The 16100-nt window shown below is 63.6% G+C and carries 12 protein-coding genes; 8 read left to right on the plus strand and 4 right to left on the minus strand.

Annotated elements, in window-relative coordinates:
• Nucleotides 1-102: 102 nt before the first annotated feature.
• Complete coding sequence (locus EAH75_RS07430; protein WP_140649962.1) at nt 103-555, plus strand: DUF4442 domain-containing protein; 453 nt, start codon at nt 103-105, stop codon at nt 553-555.
• Between the two features lie 105 nt (nt 556-660).
• Here the strand turns inward: EAH75_RS07430 and EAH75_RS07435 are convergent, their stop codons facing one another.
• The 3 genes from EAH75_RS07435 to EAH75_RS19800 all read right to left on the minus strand — a co-directional run bounded on the left by EAH75_RS07435 (nt 661) and on the right by EAH75_RS19800 (nt 2525).
• A complete protein-coding gene (locus EAH75_RS07435; protein ID WP_140649960.1) occupies nt 661-1326 on the minus strand; it encodes a hypothetical protein in 666 nt (221 codons plus the stop codon).
• Nucleotides 1327-1328: 2 nt separating this feature from the next.
• A complete protein-coding gene (locus EAH75_RS07440) occupies nt 1329-1856 on the minus strand; it encodes an RNA polymerase sigma factor (RefSeq protein WP_140649957.1) in 528 nt (175 codons plus the stop codon).
• Nucleotides 1857-2165: 309 nt separating this feature from the next.
• Entirely contained in the window at nt 2166-2525 is a 360-nt protein-coding gene (locus EAH75_RS19800; RefSeq protein ID WP_205043173.1) for a hypothetical protein, read from the minus strand.
• 85 nt (nt 2526-2610) lie between these two features.
• Here EAH75_RS19800 and EAH75_RS07450 point away from each other — a divergent pair, with 85 nt between their 5' ends.
• The 7 genes from EAH75_RS07450 (at nt 2611) to rapA (ending at nt 15406) form a co-directional block, all read left to right on the plus strand.
• Nucleotides 2611-3234 carry a hypothetical protein gene (locus tag EAH75_RS07450; protein ID WP_140649955.1) on the plus strand — a complete coding sequence of 208 codons (624 nt, stop codon included), beginning with the start codon at nt 2611-2613 and terminating at the stop codon, nt 3232-3234.
• A 990-nt stretch (nt 3235-4224) separates the two neighbouring features.
• Nucleotides 4225-4902, plus strand: a complete 678-nt coding sequence (locus EAH75_RS07460) for a DUF502 domain-containing protein (protein WP_140649951.1) — start codon at nt 4225-4227, stop codon at nt 4900-4902.
• Nucleotides 4899-6734 carry a M14 family metallopeptidase gene (locus EAH75_RS07465; protein WP_240046161.1) on the plus strand — a complete coding sequence of 612 codons (1836 nt, stop codon included), beginning with the start codon at nt 4899-4901 and terminating at the stop codon, nt 6732-6734. Before EAH75_RS07460 ends, EAH75_RS07465 begins: the two co-directional genes overlap by 4 nt.
• A gap of 131 nt (nt 6735-6865) precedes the next feature.
• Nucleotides 6866-8998 (plus strand): M13 family metallopeptidase, encoded by a 2133-nt coding sequence (locus tag EAH75_RS07470; RefSeq protein ID WP_140649949.1) that lies wholly within the window; start codon nt 6866-6868, stop codon nt 8996-8998.
• Between the two features lie 364 nt (nt 8999-9362).
• Nucleotides 9363-11702 (plus strand): catecholate siderophore receptor Fiu, encoded by a 2340-nt coding sequence (locus EAH75_RS07475; protein WP_140804924.1) that lies wholly within the window; start codon nt 9363-9365, stop codon nt 11700-11702.
• Between the two features lie 59 nt (nt 11703-11761).
• A complete protein-coding gene (locus EAH75_RS07480; protein WP_140649945.1) occupies nt 11762-12442 on the plus strand; it encodes a Fe2+-dependent dioxygenase in 681 nt (226 codons plus the stop codon).
• A gap of 123 nt (nt 12443-12565) precedes the next feature.
• A complete protein-coding gene (gene rapA, locus EAH75_RS07485; protein WP_140649943.1) occupies nt 12566-15406 on the plus strand; it encodes an RNA polymerase-associated protein RapA in 2841 nt (946 codons plus the stop codon).
• A gap of 4 nt (nt 15407-15410) precedes the next feature.
• Here rapA and EAH75_RS07490 read toward each other — a convergent pair whose 3' ends face one another.
• Nucleotides 15411-16076 carry a rhomboid family intramembrane serine protease gene (locus tag EAH75_RS07490; RefSeq protein WP_140649941.1) on the minus strand — a complete coding sequence of 222 codons (666 nt, stop codon included), beginning with the start codon at nt 16074-16076 and terminating at the stop codon, nt 15411-15413.
• Between the last annotated feature and the right edge of the window lie 24 nt (nt 16077-16100).

Here is a 16100-nt window from a genome sequence, read left to right on the forward strand (position 1 = left end):
GACTCTCGCCACATGTGAGAGCGGCTTCAGCCGCGATGCCTTTCCTCCTGCAGGAGCATCGCGACTGAAGTCGCTCCCACCGAAAATCCGGATTCCAGAACCATGCGCGCATCCACCTTCCGCCGTCTGCTCAACCTGTGGCCGCCATTCCTGGTCAACGCCATCCGCGTGCAGTCGCTCAGCGACGATTACAGCGAGGCAAGTGTGGTGCTGCGGCTGCGCCCATGGAACCGCAACTACGTGCGCAGCCAGTTCGGCGGCAACCTGTTCGCGATGGTCGACCCGTTCTGGATGTTGTTGGCGATGCACCAGCTCGGCAACGACTACTACGTGTGGGACAAGGCCGGCGCGATCGACTTCGTGGCGCCGGGCCGCGAGGACGTGTATGCCCACTTCAAGCTGGAAAGCAGCGTCGTCGACGAATTGCGCGCGGCAGCAGCGGGTGGCGAGAAAGTGCTGCGCTGGTTCGAGACCGAGGTGAAGACCGCTTCCGGCGAGGTCATCGCCATCGTGCGCAAGCAGATCTACGTGCGGCTGAAACCGAAGGCTCGATAGTTGCGTAAGGCGGGCACTGCACGCCGGCACTTGCCATCTGTTGCCGCACATCCCGACCGCAATGGGTGCCAACACCCCCGCACATTGGCGCGACGCGACTTCTCATCACGCTCGTTCGAAACGCACAATCTCGTCCAGCTGCCGCGAGGCATTGCGCAGGTTGCGACCGCTCATGTCATCGACAATGCGCTGCAGGAACGGCGAGCGGATCGGACGCCCCGCAAACCGACGCGCCAGCCACACGCTGATGCCGATGCCCACCAACCCCACTGCCATGTTGGCCCAAATCCAGCCGGCGCCCGCCGCGTAAAGATCCACGCCGGTGAAGTCCATCACGGCCACCAACGGCACCAGCAGCCACAGGCACCACCAGGGCAGGCCAAGCGCCAAGGTGCTGTAGACCCGAAACCGCCGCAGCTGCGCCAACCTGCGCTGCAACACCAGCACGGGTGCGTCGAACAAATAGATCCGCGCCAGCAGGAACCACTGCGTGGCACAGGACCAGATCGCCGCGAGGCCGTAAACGTGCAGCAGCAGCCCGATCAGCAACAGATGCGGAGTATGCCGCTGCGCCACCCAGAACGAGGCGACCCAGACCACGAAGGCAATCCAGCCCACCACTTCCAGACCTAGCCACCACAGTGTGCGACGCATCGAGGCACGCGACTTTTCCATGCGCTGATCGCGGAAGTCCTGGCGCAGCAATTCCTCCATGCCCTCCTGGCGAATCTCCATGCGGGCCCAGGCCTGTTTCAGTTCATCAAGTTCCATGGTCATGCTCCGGTGGTTTGCGCGCCGGTCATCTGGCCGCGCAGTTTCTGCTTGATGCGACTGATCTTGGTCGCCAGGTTGGTTTCGCTGATACCGAGGATCTCGGCCATCTCGGTGTAGCTGCGGTCTTCCAGATACAGCAGGATCAGTGCGCGGTTGAGCGGATCGAGCTGGCCGATGAACGCATACAGCGCGGTCAGCCGCTCGTCCTGCTCTGGTATCACCTCGCCGCCGCCGACGGTTTCCAGGTGATGCGCCTCCAGCGGCTCGAACCGATCGGCCTCCGACCAGCGCTCGCGCCGCGCCTGCGAAATCGCCACGTTCAGCGCGACGCGGTACATCCAGGTGGAAAACTTCGCCCTTGTTTCGTCGTAGCCGCCGAACGAACGCCACAGCTGCGCGCCGATCTCCTGCACCAGATCGTCGCGATCGGCGGCACTGCGGCTGTACAGGCCTGCCACCTTGAAGACGATCCTGCGATGTTCGTGCAGCAGCGACTCGAAACGTTGCTGATGTTGTCTGGCAGTCATGGACGTCGTTTCCTCCGTTCCACCCATGATTCGCAAGGTACGGAAAAAAATCACAGGGTGGCAGCCACACGTCCAGCCAGGCAGGCGTTACCTGCAACGCGAAGAGGTCGCGCAGCGCCTACGGAATGTTCTGCGCCACGCGCCAGAGCACGCCATTGGGATCGAACAACGTGAAGTCGCGCATGCCCCATGGCTGGTTCGTCGGCTCCGCCGAAACGAGCCGGCACGCCGGCCGCCAGCACGTGGGCATGCCAGTCGTCGACGTTTTCGACCAGCAAGTGCGTCTGGAAATTCCTGACGAACGACGGCTCATTGAACGCTTGCAGCAGAAAACTCGTCCCTCCCCATGGCGGACGTAGGCAAGCCCTCCGCCGACCACAGCACCTCGAAGCCTAGCGCCCGATAGAACTGCTCGGATACCGCAAAGTCGAGCGTTGGCATGTAGGCACGCACCGGATATCCCGCGCTGATTCTTTGGTGCATCTGTCGAAAGCGTCGAATAACTTTACATTTTGGGTTGTTTGGCGCACAGCAAGCAATGGCGGGGTTTCCGGTAAAAACACGGGCCCAAAACTGGCTTTGACGTCGGCAGGCCTTACGATCCACCGCGCGATCAAAAAGCCCGTCGGCGCGTCCGCGCGTAAAATCAATAAGTTGCGAAATTGGCACGCTTGATGCTCGCACTCTTCAACGAGAGCAATAGGTACAGGCACCGCGGTGTCGCTGCGGGACGCAACCTAGGGAGAACAAGAAAATGTCGATTCGTTTTGGTTCCAAAGTCGCCGGCGCCATGCTCGCCGCCGTCGCGGTGGCTTTTCTCGCGCCTGCCGCCCAAGCGACGCCAATCTCGTTCTACAACGATGCCGGAACGCCAACCGCGGCACGGTTTACGGTCGGTTGCGGCAGTGCGAGCGGAGATTGCTCCGGACTGCTTGCCGCCGTCAGCGACACGAGCCCGCTTGCATGGAGCTCGACAATTGGTCAAATGCTGGGTGGCCCGTCGAACGCCAGCCCGACGAGCGAGACGAATTTCGTCAACGACCTGCTTGGTACCGCTTTTGCCTCCACTTTTGCCCCCAGTAGCGGCAACCTCGCGCCAACCAACAGCAACTCGTTCGAATTTTCTCTGGATACGGCTTACTTGCTGATCAAGGTGGGTGACGGCCCAACACACCAAGGCTACGCTTTGCTGCGAAACCTAGACGGTAAGCTGGACCTATGGTTCACCGCAACCGGCCAGGCGGGAGGGCTCAGCCACTACATCACGTTTGATGGTAGTGGGCCTACGCCAGTCCCGGAACCCACAGGACTGCGCATGTTCGGCTTAGGCGTGTTGCTGATCTGCGGATTTCTGGGATTGCGCCGTCGTTACAACTGAAGTGATTTTCGTTCGAAACGACCTTCAAACAATCCACGGCAACGGGGATTGTTTTTTGGAGTGCGCTCGGCAGTGCGCGCCTGCTTGGCGGTGAAATGAAGTTGCCGCGCTAAAACGGACGCGGGGAAGCGGTACTTTCATCGCACCCTGGGATTCCCATGCAACCGATTCCGCATCGTCACCGCCCTGCGTAACTATGCGCGCCGCGTTTGGTACGCGCCGCGGCGTGTGTCCACGCGGTCCGCCGCAAGTACCATGGCCGGATTGATGCGCGAGGGACGCTTGTGTTCGAAGACTAAAGGCGATCGCTTCCACCCGCGCACGCCGATAGCCACAGCACCACCGGTTCATCGCGAACAACCGCATCGAACGCCGGTTTGCCGTGAACAGTGACGTACCGGCTTGGCAGAACTGCCATACCGGCCTCAGCCGTAACGCTGTGCGGGCGTGCGCCGGAATGCTGTACCGAATTGACCGGAATCACCACTGACGGCCGCTTCTCTTCCCGCCGTCGAAAGGCTGGAACGACGTCTTTGGCCCAGGCTGGGTGAAAACGCCCTGGCTCGATAAACTTGTCTTACCGCGCCGACGAGAGTTGCCGGCAGGACGTCTTGTTGAAGGAGAAGACCGCTCGCAGAGCACCTTTCTGCCTGAGCGCCTCGACGATTACGTGACGCAAGACAACCCGGTGCGGGTCGTGGATGTCTTTGTCGACAACCTAGATCCTGCCTCGCTGGGACTTTGACCGGGCGGTCGGCTGCCGCAGGCAGACGAAAGCTCTTCGCTGAAAACCAAAGCGCGGATGCACACGTGCACAGAAGCGATTCGGGTCTTCATCGGAATGACGACTATGGGAGAGTCTGGCGGGCCTTCGCCGGAATGACAGCTGTGAGGGGAAACGCCGCGCCGGAACCTCGCATCCAAGCCGCAGCACAACCACCACCCTCCCCTACAATGCGAAATTCCCCAAACCAACGCCGCCGGATCCCCATGCGCCCCCTGCGCCTCAAACGCTACCTGCTGACTGGTCTGCTCACCTTCATCCCGTTATGGGTGACCTGGCTGGTGTTCAAGTTCGTGCTGGGGCTGCTGGCCGGCATCGGCGCGCCGCTGGTGGCCGCACTGCTGAATGCGTTGGCGCTGGTGGCGCCGCATACGGCCGAATCGCTCAAGATGGAATGGCTGACCTTCATCGTCGCGCTGGTGATCACGCTGGTGGCGTTGTACCTGCTCGGCTTCGTCGCCAATCGGGTGATCGGCCAGCGCTTCATCAATGCATTCGATGGCCTGCTCGCGCGCATCCCGGTGGTGCAGACGATTTATGGCGGCACCAAGAAATTGATGGCGGTATTGCAGAACAAGCCGTCCGGTGTGCAGCGTGTGGTGCTGGTCGAGTTTCCGCGGCGAGGCATGAAGGTGGTCGGCTTCGTCACCCGGGTGATGATCGAGGACGGCACGGGCCGCGAGATGGCGGCGGTGTTCATCCCGACCACGCCGAATCCCACCGGCGGTTATCTGGTCGTGCTGCCGCTGGGCGAGCTGACCCCGACCGACTGGACGATGGACCAGGCGATGGCCTTCATCATTTCCGGTGGTGCGGTGGCGCCCGATACGCTGCCCGCCTCACCCGCGCTGCTGCGCGGTGCCGAACTGGAGGACCATGCATGAGCTTGCGCCACGTCCTGCTGTCTGCCCTGCTTGGCGTTGTCACCATGACCGCACAGGCTGCCGACTCGAACACCGACTGGATCACGCCGGCCGAAGCCGCGCAGTTCCGTACCACGCCAAGTTACGCCGACACGCTGGCCTATCTGCAGCGACTGCAGCAGGCGGCGCCGGGCGTGATCCGTCTGGCCACCTTCGGCACCACGCCGGAGGGCAGGCCGATGATGGTGGTGATCGCCAGCGGCGACGGCACGTTCGACCCTGTCGCCGCGCGCAAGGCGGGCAAGCCGGTGGTGCTGGTGCAGGCCGGCATCCACCCCGGCGAAATCGAGGGCAAGGACGCCGGGCTGATGCTGCTGCGCGATATCGCGGTCACCGGCAAGTACCCGCACGTGCTCGACCATCTGGTGCTGGTTTACATTCCGGTGTTCAGCGTGGACGGCCACGAGAATTCGTCGCCGTACCATCGCATCAACCAGAACGGCCCGCACAGCATGGGCTTTCGCGGCCAGTCGCAGTACCTCAACCTCAACCGCGACTACGTCAAGGCCGACGCGCCGGAGATGCTGGCGTGGCTGAAGCTGTGGCAGCAGTGGCTGCCGGATTTTCTGATCGACGTGCACACCACCGACGGCGCCGACTATCAGTACGACCTGACCTGGTACACCGAGGATCCGCACAAGCTCGATCCGGCGGTGAATGCATGGCAGCACGACGCGATCGTCAACCACGCGATACCGGCATACGAGAAGCGCGGCCACCTCGCCTCGATCTATCTGGAGTTCAAGGACGGCCGCGATCCGCGCAAGGGCATCGTCAACTTCGGTTCCGGCCCGCGCTTCTCCACCGGCTACGCCGCATTGCAGAACCGGCCCGCGCTGCTGATCGAGACGCACATGCTGAAGTCGTACGAGAACCGCGTGCGAGCGGTGTACGACCTGGTCGAGCTGATGCTGGAGCAGATCAACCAGCATCCGGTCGCGCTGCTGACCACCACCGCCAGAGCCGATGCCGACACCATCGCCCGCGCCCACCAGGCGCAGGCGCTCGTGCCGCTGACGTTCAAGCCGGATCCGCAGGCGACGAAGTTCGAACTCAAGGGCTACGCCTTCACGATCAGCCACAGCGACATTTCCAACAGCGACTGGATCCAGTACGACCCGAGCCAGCCGAAGGACTACAGCATCGACAACGGGAACGGCCTGCTGCCGGATCTGTCGATCACTGCGCCGGCTGCCTATGCAGTGCCCGCGCAGTGGGCGGCGATCATCGACAAACTCGACGCGCATGGCATCCAGTACACACGCCTCGATCATCCGGTCGCGACCCGCGCAGAGGATTATCAGCTCGGCGATCCCGAGTGGGCCGGCAAGCCGTTCGAAGGCCATCTGATGCTGCGCAACTTCACCCTGCATGCGGCATCGCGCGAGCTGACCCTGCCGGCCGGCACGGTGATCGTGCCGCTGGACCAGCGCGCTGCCAATGTGGCCATCCAGCTGCTCGAACCGCAGGCGCCTGATTCACTGCTGCACTGGGGTTATCTCAATGCGGTGTTCGAGGCCAAGGAGTACGGCGAACCACGCGTGGTGGAGAAGCTGGCGCGCGAGATGCTGGCGAAGGATCCGGTACTGAAGGCGGAATTCGAACGCAGGCTGCACGACGACCCCGCCTTCACTGCCAGCCCTGGCGCCCGGTTGCAATTTTTCTTCGAGCACTCGCCCTGGTACGCCGCCCAGCACGTTGGCGCCTACCCCGTCTTGCGGCTGGATGCGGCACAGCTACACCAGCTGTCGACGAATCGCGCGCCGACCGGCAGCACTGCCCCTGACCTTTGACACTGTCTGACCCGTGACGTTTGACCTAGCGTGAAAAGGTATGGCCGCGATTTGAGGGGGTTCCGAGGGCGCGGCCAGCGAACCACCACCGTACCCGCCCAACGGGCGAAATCACTCACAGAGGGATATCCATGACCAAGCAGTATCTGAAGCCCCTGGCACTGGCACTGGCCGTAAGCCTTGCGCTGTCGCTGAGCGCCTGCGGCAAGCAGGAGTCGGCCAACACCAGCGCGCCGGCCAGCGCCGGCACCGCGCCGGCCACCAGCAGCACGGTTGCCGCAGCCGCCGCCGGCAAGAGCATTTTCGACGTCAGCGAACTCGACCCGAGCATCAACGTCTGCCAGGACTTCAATGGCTTCGTCAATTCCAAGTGGGTTGCCGCCAACCCGATTCCGGCCGACCGCACCCGTTGGGGCGCGTTCGACCAGCTGGCCGAGGCCAGCCTGAACACCCAGCACGACCTGGCCGACAAGGCAGCCAAGGGTGCCGCCACCGCCCAGGCCGGGTCGATCGAACAGAAGATCGGCTACCTGTATCAGTCCGGCATGGACGAAGCCGCCATCGAGAAAGCCGGCTTCGATCCGATCAAGCCGAAGCTCGACGCGATTGCCGGTTTGAAGAATGGCAGCGACGTGGCCAGCTACATCACCAAGAGCTACGTCGATGGTGATGGCCAGGTGTTCTCCTTCGGCTCCGGCGCCGATTTCCACCACGCCGACATGCAGATCGCGTACGCGAACGAAGCCGGCCTGGGCCTGCCGACCAAGGACTACTACAGCGACGCCAAGTACAAGGACATCCGCGACGCCTACGTTGCCTACATCGCCAAGGCGCTGCAGCTGACCGGCGTTGCCGAGGCCGATGCCAAGAAGCAGGCCGCCGACGTGCTCGCGTTCGAAACGCAGCTTGCTGCCGCCTCGCTGGCCCCGGTCGACGAGCGCGACCCGAAGAACCAGTACCACTTCGTCAGCGTCAAGGACGCCGACAAGGCCACCCCGAGCTTCAGCTGGGACAAGTTCTTTGCCGCCCAGGGCGTGACCATCGACAAGGGCTTCTCGCTGTCGCAACCGAAGTTCTTCGCCGAGTTCGACAAGCAGCTGGCCAAGGCGCCGATCGCCCAGTGGCAGGCCTACCTGCGCTTCCACACCATCGACGACGCCTCGAACTACCTGGGCAAGAATTTCCAGGACAACAAATTCGACTTCTACGGCAAGACCCTGGCCGGCCAGCCGGAACAGAAGGCCCGCTGGAAGCGCGTGCTGGGCGCGGTGAACAGTTCGATGGGCCAGGCGCTGGGCCAGCTGTACGTGGCCGAGATGTTCAAGCCCGAAGCCAAGGCCCGCGCGCAGGAATTGGTCGACAACGTGCGCAATGCGCTGAAGGCACGCATCCAGAACCTCGACTGGATGAGTGACGAAACCAAGGCCAAGGCGATTGCCAAGTGGGATACGTTCCTGCCGAAGATCGGCTACCCGGACAAGTGGCGCGACTGGTCGGGCCTGAACATCACCGGCGACAACTACTACGCCAACGTGATGGCGGCGGCGAAGTTCAACTACGACTACGACATCGCCAAGATCGGCAAGCCGACCGACCGCAAGGAATGGGGCATGACCCCGCAGACGGTCAACGCCTACTACAACCCGACCGACAACACGATCAACTTCCCGGCCGCGATCCTGCAGCCGCCGTTCTTCGATGCCAAGGCCGACGACGCGATCAACTATGGCGGCATTGGCGCGGTGATTGGCCATGAGGCCAGCCACGGCTTCGACGACGAAGGCAGCCAGTTCGATGGTGCCGGCAACAACGTCAACTGGTGGACCAAGGACGATCGCGCCAAGTTCGATGCACGTACCGACAAACTGGTGCAGCAGTTCAACGACTACACCCCGATCAAGAACAAGCCGGACGCGCACGTCAACGGCAAGCTGACCCTGGGTGAGAATATCGCCGACCTGGGCGGCCTCAATGTCGCCTATGACGCCCTGCAGACAGCATTGAAGACCCACCCGGAGGAAGCCGGCAAGCAGATCGAGGGCTATACCCAGGACCAGCGTTTCTTCCTGAACTGGGCTCGCGTGTGGCGCGGCCACGTGCGCGAGAAGCAGGCGCTGCTGTACCTCAACACCGACCCGCACGCCCCCGCCTCATTGCGCGCGATCGGTGCCCCGTCGAACATGCCGGCCTTCGCCAGCGCGTTCCAGTGCAAGCCGGGCGACGCGATGATTCGTGCGGACGACAAGCAGGTGAAGATCTGGTAACTAGCTGTTGCTGAGTACGGCGCCATTGGCGCCGCACGAAATCGGGGCCCCGCACGCAAGTGCGGGGCCTTTTTCGTGGAACACCGCTACGTTGGCCCAAGGATTCCGAGCTGATTCCTGTACATGGGTATTGCAAATCATTCTCATTAAAAATATCGTATGCGCCAACACCGGCGGTTATCCGCCGATGAACCTTGCACGTTCCTGACCACTGACCCTCGTCGGTCGACCCGATCCACGCAGCCATCCGGCGGCGCGCTTTCGGCCGGCCGGAGAAACCTGCATCCCGCCATAGCGAAACACCCGCATTGGGCCGACCCGCCCGGCCCCGTCGAGAAGCACCACATCCATCACCGGAATCCCCATGGCCTTCATCAAGTCACGCAAGCATCCAATCACCCAGGGCAAGCCACAGTCGGCCACCGGCATGCTGACGGCCGCCACCCTTTTCACGGGCTTGGCACTGGCGCTTCCGACCATGGCTGCGGACATGCCGGCAACCGCTCTCGGAGCGGCCCCGCAAGTAGCAAACGCCAAGAACCTGCCCGGAGTGAAAGTGGAGGCCACCAGCAACGACTATCGCGTCGACAACTTGTCCTCGCCGAAATTCACCCAGCCTCTGCTCGACACCACGCAGACGATCAGTGTGATCACCAAGGAGCTGATCCAGCAGCAGGGCGCCACCACGCTGACCGAGGCGCTACGCAACAGCCCGGGGGTGGGCACCTTTTTCGTTGGCGAGAACGGCGCTACCACGACCGGCGACGGCATCTACATGCGCGGCTTCGACACCTCGGGCAGCATCTTCGTCGATGGCGTGCGCGACCTCGGCTCGATCTCGCGCGACGTGTTCAACATCGAGCAGGTCGAAGTCAGCAAGGGGCCGGCCGGCACCGACAACGGCCGCACCGCTCCCACCGGCGCGGTGAACCTGGTCAGCAAGCAACCGCAACTGGGCAACGGCGTCTCCGGCTCGGTAGCCTACGGCAACGGCCAGCACAGGCGTGCCACCGCTGACTGGAACCAGACACTGGGCGACAACTCCGCCTTCCGCCTCAACGTGATGGGGCAAGACAGCGGCGTGCCTGGGCGCGACAAGGTCGAGAACAACCGCTGGGGCATCGCCCCTTCGCTGGCCTTCGGCCTGAAGACAGCGACGCGCGTCTACCTCGATTTTCTGCATGTGAAGCAGAACAACCTGCCGGATGGCGGCGTGCCGACCATCGGCCTGCCCGGCTACAGCAGCCCCGATCCGAGCCGCCCATTTCTCACCACCGCCGCCAGGGTCGATCCGGAAAACTTCTACGGCACCGACAGCGATCACGACAACGTGCAGGCGGACATGTTCACTGCCATCGTCGAGCGCGACTTCTCGCCGAACGTCACCCTGCACAACACCACGCGCTGGGGTCGCACGCGGCAGAATTACCTGCTGACGTCGTTCATGGGCAGCGCCGCCAATCTGCTGACGCCAGATCCGACCGACCCGTCGAGATGGAGGATCGCGCGCAGCAACCCGACTTTCAAGCAGCAGGTCAACCGCATCCTGACCAACCAGACGAACATCACTGCAACGATCGAGTCCGCCAGCGTCACGCACAGCCTCAGCGCTGGTGTCGAGCTGAGCCAGGAAAAGGCGGATACGGTCGGGATGGGCGCGCTCAACGGCAGCGCATGGCCAGCCGCCAACCTGTATGACCCGAATGCCAATGTCGGCGGCCTGATCCGTGGTCCGACCGGCGCCGTCAGCCGGGGCAGGACCGACACCGCAGCGGCCTACCTGTTCGATACGCTGAAGTTCAACGAGCAATGGCAGGTCAATGCCGGTGTGCGGCTGGATCACTACACCACCGACTTCAGCAGCCTGGTGGTTTGCGGTGCCCGCAACGGCCCGGCCTGCGGCGCTTTGCCGGCCGGCAGCGTGCTGCCTGGCGTGAACACCAGCAAATCCGGCAACCTGCCAAACTACAAGCTCGGCGTACTGTACAAGCCAGCCGCCAACGGCAGCATCTATGCGAACTTCGCCGTATCGCAGGAGCCGCCGGGCGGCAACACGCTCACGTTCAGCGCATCGGCCAACAGCGCCGACAACCCCAACTTCGATCCACAAAAGGCCCGCACGATCGAGTTCGGCACCAAGTGGGATCTGCTCGGCGAAAAACTGCTGCTGACCGGTGCGCTCTACCGCACCACGGTCAGTAACGAACTGGTGCAGGATCCGGTCGATCTGCAGTACTACCAGGTTGGCAAGAAGCGCGTGCAGGGCATCGAGCTGAGTGCGGTCGGCAAGCTCACCGACAACTGGGCGATCAGCGCTGGCTATACAACGATGGATGCCAAGGTGATCAACGGTAGCGCCGTGGCCAACGATGGTTCCAGCGACCTCGCCTACACACCGAAGAGCGCGCTCACCGCGTGGACCACCTACCACCTGCCGTTCAACCTCACCATCGGCGGCGGCGCCCGTTATGCCGGCGAGATGAAGCGCGGCACCGACGGCGCGATCGGCACGCCGGCCTTCACCGAGGCGTACTGGGTGTTCGATGCAATGGCCAGCTATCCGGTCAGCAAGCACCTCGACCTGCAGTTGAATCTGTACAACCTGTTCGACAAGAGCTACGTCGCCGCCATCAACAAGAGCGGCTACCGTTACACCCCAGGGGCGCCGCGTTCGGCGATGCTCACCGCAAACTTCCGCTTCTGAACTTGCTTCAAAGCACTTCTCCCCTCGGGAGAAGGAAGATTCTCACGCTGGAGTTCTCCATGCTGTTGCACATCCCCGATATTCTCAGCCGCGAGCAGATCACCCGGATGCGTAGCGCGCTCGACGCGGCCGACTGGACCGACGGGCGCGAAACGGTCGGTGCGCAGGGCGCCAGGGTAAAGCGCAACCAGCAGTTGCCGGATGCATCGCCATTGCGGCAGCAGCTGGGTCACCTCGTGCTGGCGGCGCTGGCGAAACATCCGCTGTATCACGCAGCGACATTGCCGCTGCGCACCTTGCCGCCACGCTTCAACCGCTACGAAGGCGGCGGTCATTACGGCATGCATGTCGACGGGGCAGTGATGGCACTGCCCGTCGACACCGGCCAGCTGCGCAGCGACGTCTCCTGCACGCTGTTTCTCAGCGAACCGGACGAGTACGACGGCGGCGAGCTGATCGTCAACGACACTTACGGCGAGCATGAGATAAAGCTGCCGGCCGGCGACATGATCATCTATCCCTCCAGCAGCCTGCACCGGGTCGCGCCGGTTACGCGAGGGATACGCGTGGCTTCGTTCTTCTGGGTGCAGAGCCTGGTGCGTGACGACAACCGACGCCGTTTGCTGTTCGAGCTGGATACTTCGATCCAGGCGCTGACCCGATCCGGCGCCGATGCTGATGTGCTACTGCAACTGACCGGCATCTATCACAACCTGCTGCGCCAGTGGGCCGAAACCTGAGCCGTGCCGCGTCGGCCCCAACGTACCCGCACGACACATGGCGAAACCCGCCAACCATCAACTGTTCCCACCGCGCGCTGCGGGGCGGATAATCGTCGGCCCTTGATGCAACACGGCTGAACAATGTTCGTACCTGGTCAACGCTGGATCTCCTCCGCCGAACCCGAGCTCGGCCTCGGCACTGTCTTGCGCATCGAAGGGCGCGGAGTCCAGGTGCTGTTCGCCAAGGCCGGGGTGCTGCGCCCGTACGCGATCGACTCGGCGCCGCTGATCCGCGCCGAGTTCCGCGCCGGCCAGCGCGTCGCCGGCAAGGGCATAGCGTTCCTGGTGGAGCGAGTGGAGATCCGCGACGAACTGCTGATCTATCGCGGCGAGGGCCGCGAGCTGGAAGAAGGCCAGCTTGACGACGAACAAAGCGTGAGCCAGGCCGACGATCGCCTGATCGGCGGGCGCACCGATGCCGTGGCGCAATTCGAGCTGCGCCTGGAAGGCCTCAAGCGGCGTGCCGAGGCGCGCCGTTCGCCCATGTGGGGACTGGGTGCTGCGCGCATCGGACTGGTGCCGCACCAACTGCGCGTGGCCGGCATCGCCTCCGCGCGGCGGCCACCGCGCGTGCTGCTCGCCGACGAAGTGGGCCTGGGCAAGACCATCGAGGCGGGCATGATCATCGCGCGCCAGCTCGCCACCGGCCGCGCCTCGCGCGTGCTGCTGCTGTTGCCCGACACCTTGGTGTATCAGTGGTTTGTCGAACTGCTGCGCCGCTTCAACCTCAGTTTCGCGATCTATGACGAGGAGCGTTGCGAGGCGCTGGAGCAATCCGGCGATGGCAGCAATCCGTTCGAGGATGAGCAACTGGTGATCGCCGATTTCGGCTTTCTCGAGAGTTCGCCGAAGTACGCGCAGCAATTGCTGGATGCGCCGTGGGACCTGCTGGTGGTGGATGAAGCCCACCATCTGGCGTGGTCGTTGGAAGCCGCCAGTCCGCGTTACACGATGGTGGAGCAGCTGGCTGCCGTGATTCCCGGCGTGATCCTGCTCACCGCCACGCCGGAACAGCTCGGCCGCAGCGGTCATTTTGCCCGACTGCGCCTGCTCGACCCGCAGCGCTACCATGATCTGGACGGCTATCTGGCGGAATCGGATACCTTTCAGGTGCTGTCGAAAATTGCCGATCGATTGCTCGACGGTGAAGTACTCGACGACACGCAGCGCGCAACGCTCGCCGAAGCTTTCCGCGGCGACGAGACGCTCACGGCGCAACTGGCCGACTCGACCAAACCGGCGCACGCGCGCGAGCTGCTCGCCGCGCTGATCGACCGCCACGGCACCGGCCGCGCGATGTTCCGCAACAATCGCGCAGGCGTCGGCGGCTTTCCCAACCGTCTGCCTGAGTGGCACCTGCTGGACGCCGATGCATTGGAGGAGAGCACACGCCAGGCGCTGCTGGCCGAGTTCCACGCCGATATTCAGCAGCCGCCGGCGTTGATCGAAGTCGACTACAGTGCCGACCCACGCATCGACACCTTGATCACCCTGCTCGATCAACACCCGCAGGACAAGTTCCTGCTGATCTGCCGCAGCCAGGCCAAGGTGCTGGCGCTTGAAGAAGCGCTGCGCACACGCAGCGGCGTCGGCTTGGCACGCTTCCACGAAGGCCTCGGCATCGTGCAACGCGACCGCAATGCGGCGTATTTTGCCCAGCCTGATGGCGCACGCCTGTTGCTGTGTTCGGAGATCGGTTCGGAGGGACGCAACTTCCAGTTTGCGCATCGACTGATCCTGTGGGACCTGCCGCTGGATCCGGACCTGCTCGAACAGCGCATCGGCCGGCTCGACCGGATCGGCCAGAAGCACGACATCAACATCCATATCCTGGTGGTCGCCGACAGCGCACAACATGTGTTGGCGCGCTGGTACGACGAGGGCGTCAACGCGTTCCGCATGAGCCCGGCCGATGGCCGCGAACTGCTGCGTCGCTACGGCGAGCCGCTGACCCGGCTGGCCGACGAACATGCCCGCGGCGACGACAATCGCGACCAGGAACTGGACGCGCTGCTCACCGACACCCACGCCAGCCACCAGCAGATGGCTGAGCTGATCCGGGGCGGCCGCGACCACCTGCTCGAACTGGCTGCCAGCCGCGATCTGCATGCAGACGATCTGCAGCAGGCCTTCTCCCGCGAGGATCACGACCCGGGCCGTGACGCGTTCGTGCAGCGCCTGCTGGAAGCGTTCGGCATCCACGCGGAGGAACTCGGAGGCCAGGTGCTGCTGCTCGATCCGCAATACCTGTCCACCGACGCCCTGCCCGGCTTTGCCGAGGGCCCGCAGTCAGTGACGTTCGCGCGCGACACGGCATTGGCGCGCGAGGAGCTGCCGCTGCTGCGGCTCGATCACCCGCTGGTTGCCGGTGCAATGGACCTGGCGTTGTCCGGCGAACAAGGCAATGCCGCGTTCATGGTCGACGACGTTTTGCCACCGCGTACCGCACTGCTGCAGACGGTGTATGTGCTCGAATGCGTGGCTGATCGCCGGCTCGATGCCGAACGCTTCCTGCCCAGCCTGCCGATCGTGGTCACGGTCGATACCCGGTTGGCCGAACGCGCCGATTTTGCTCCCAGCGACATCGCCTTGCGCAAGGCCAGCGACCGCAACATCGAAGTGGCGCGCTACCGCAAGTTCCTCGGCAAGCTGGTGCCGCCGATGCTGGCGCGCGCCGAGATGCTCGCCGGCGCGCGCGGCCAGGCCAGCATCGACGAGGCGCTCAGCCTCGCCACCGAGACGCTGGATGCCGAACTGTCCCGCCTGCTCGCGTTGCGCGCCGTGAATCCGTCGATCAGCGAGAGGGAAATCGCGGCGGTGGCCGACGAGCGCACCCAGTTGCTGGCGGCGCTGCCGCAATCCCGCCTGCGGCTGGACGCGGTGCGTTTCGTGGTCAGCGCAGACTTCCTCGCACTGCGCTGATCCTTCAGCGCAGCAGGCGTCCCTTCGGCTTCAGCGGCAGTCGCCCGCGCCAGTACTGGATCAGCACAAAGCCGCCCAGCATGCCGCCGAGATGGGCGAAATGGGCGATGCCGGCCGCCGTGCCGGTAACCCCCTGCACCAATTCGACCACGGCATAGCCGGTCACGAACAGCCATGCCGGCAGCGGCACCGGCAGGAAGATCAACATCATCTTTTCCTGCGGATACAGCATGCCGAACGCGAGCAGCACCCCGAAGATCGCACCCGACGCGCCCAGCGTCGGGTAGAAGCCGTGGGTGAACCACTGCACCACGATCAGCTGGGCCACGGCCGCCACGATCGCGCAGACGAAGTAGTAAACGAGGAAATGACGCGAGCCGAACGTGCGTTCGATGGTTCCGCCGAACATGTACAGGCCGAACATGTTGAACAGGATGTGGGTGAATCCGCCATGCATGAAGGCGTACGTCACCACCTGCCAGACGCGGAAACCGGCGTTGACGACATTGCCATCCGATGTCGTTCCGGTGACATCCGGGCCCAGCGGCCATAGTGCGAAGTGCTGGCTCAGTGCCAGGCTCGTCTGGTCGTGCAACAGCAATTGCAGCAGGAACACGACAACATTGGCGATCAACAGGTTGCGCGTGACGGGCGGCAGATCAAATGGCATCAGATGATTTCCAGAAACCGGAGA

This window comes from Rhodanobacter glycinis, from assembly GCF_006438785.1.
Taxonomy (GTDB): domain Bacteria; phylum Pseudomonadota; class Gammaproteobacteria; order Xanthomonadales; family Rhodanobacteraceae; genus Rhodanobacter; species Rhodanobacter glycinis_A.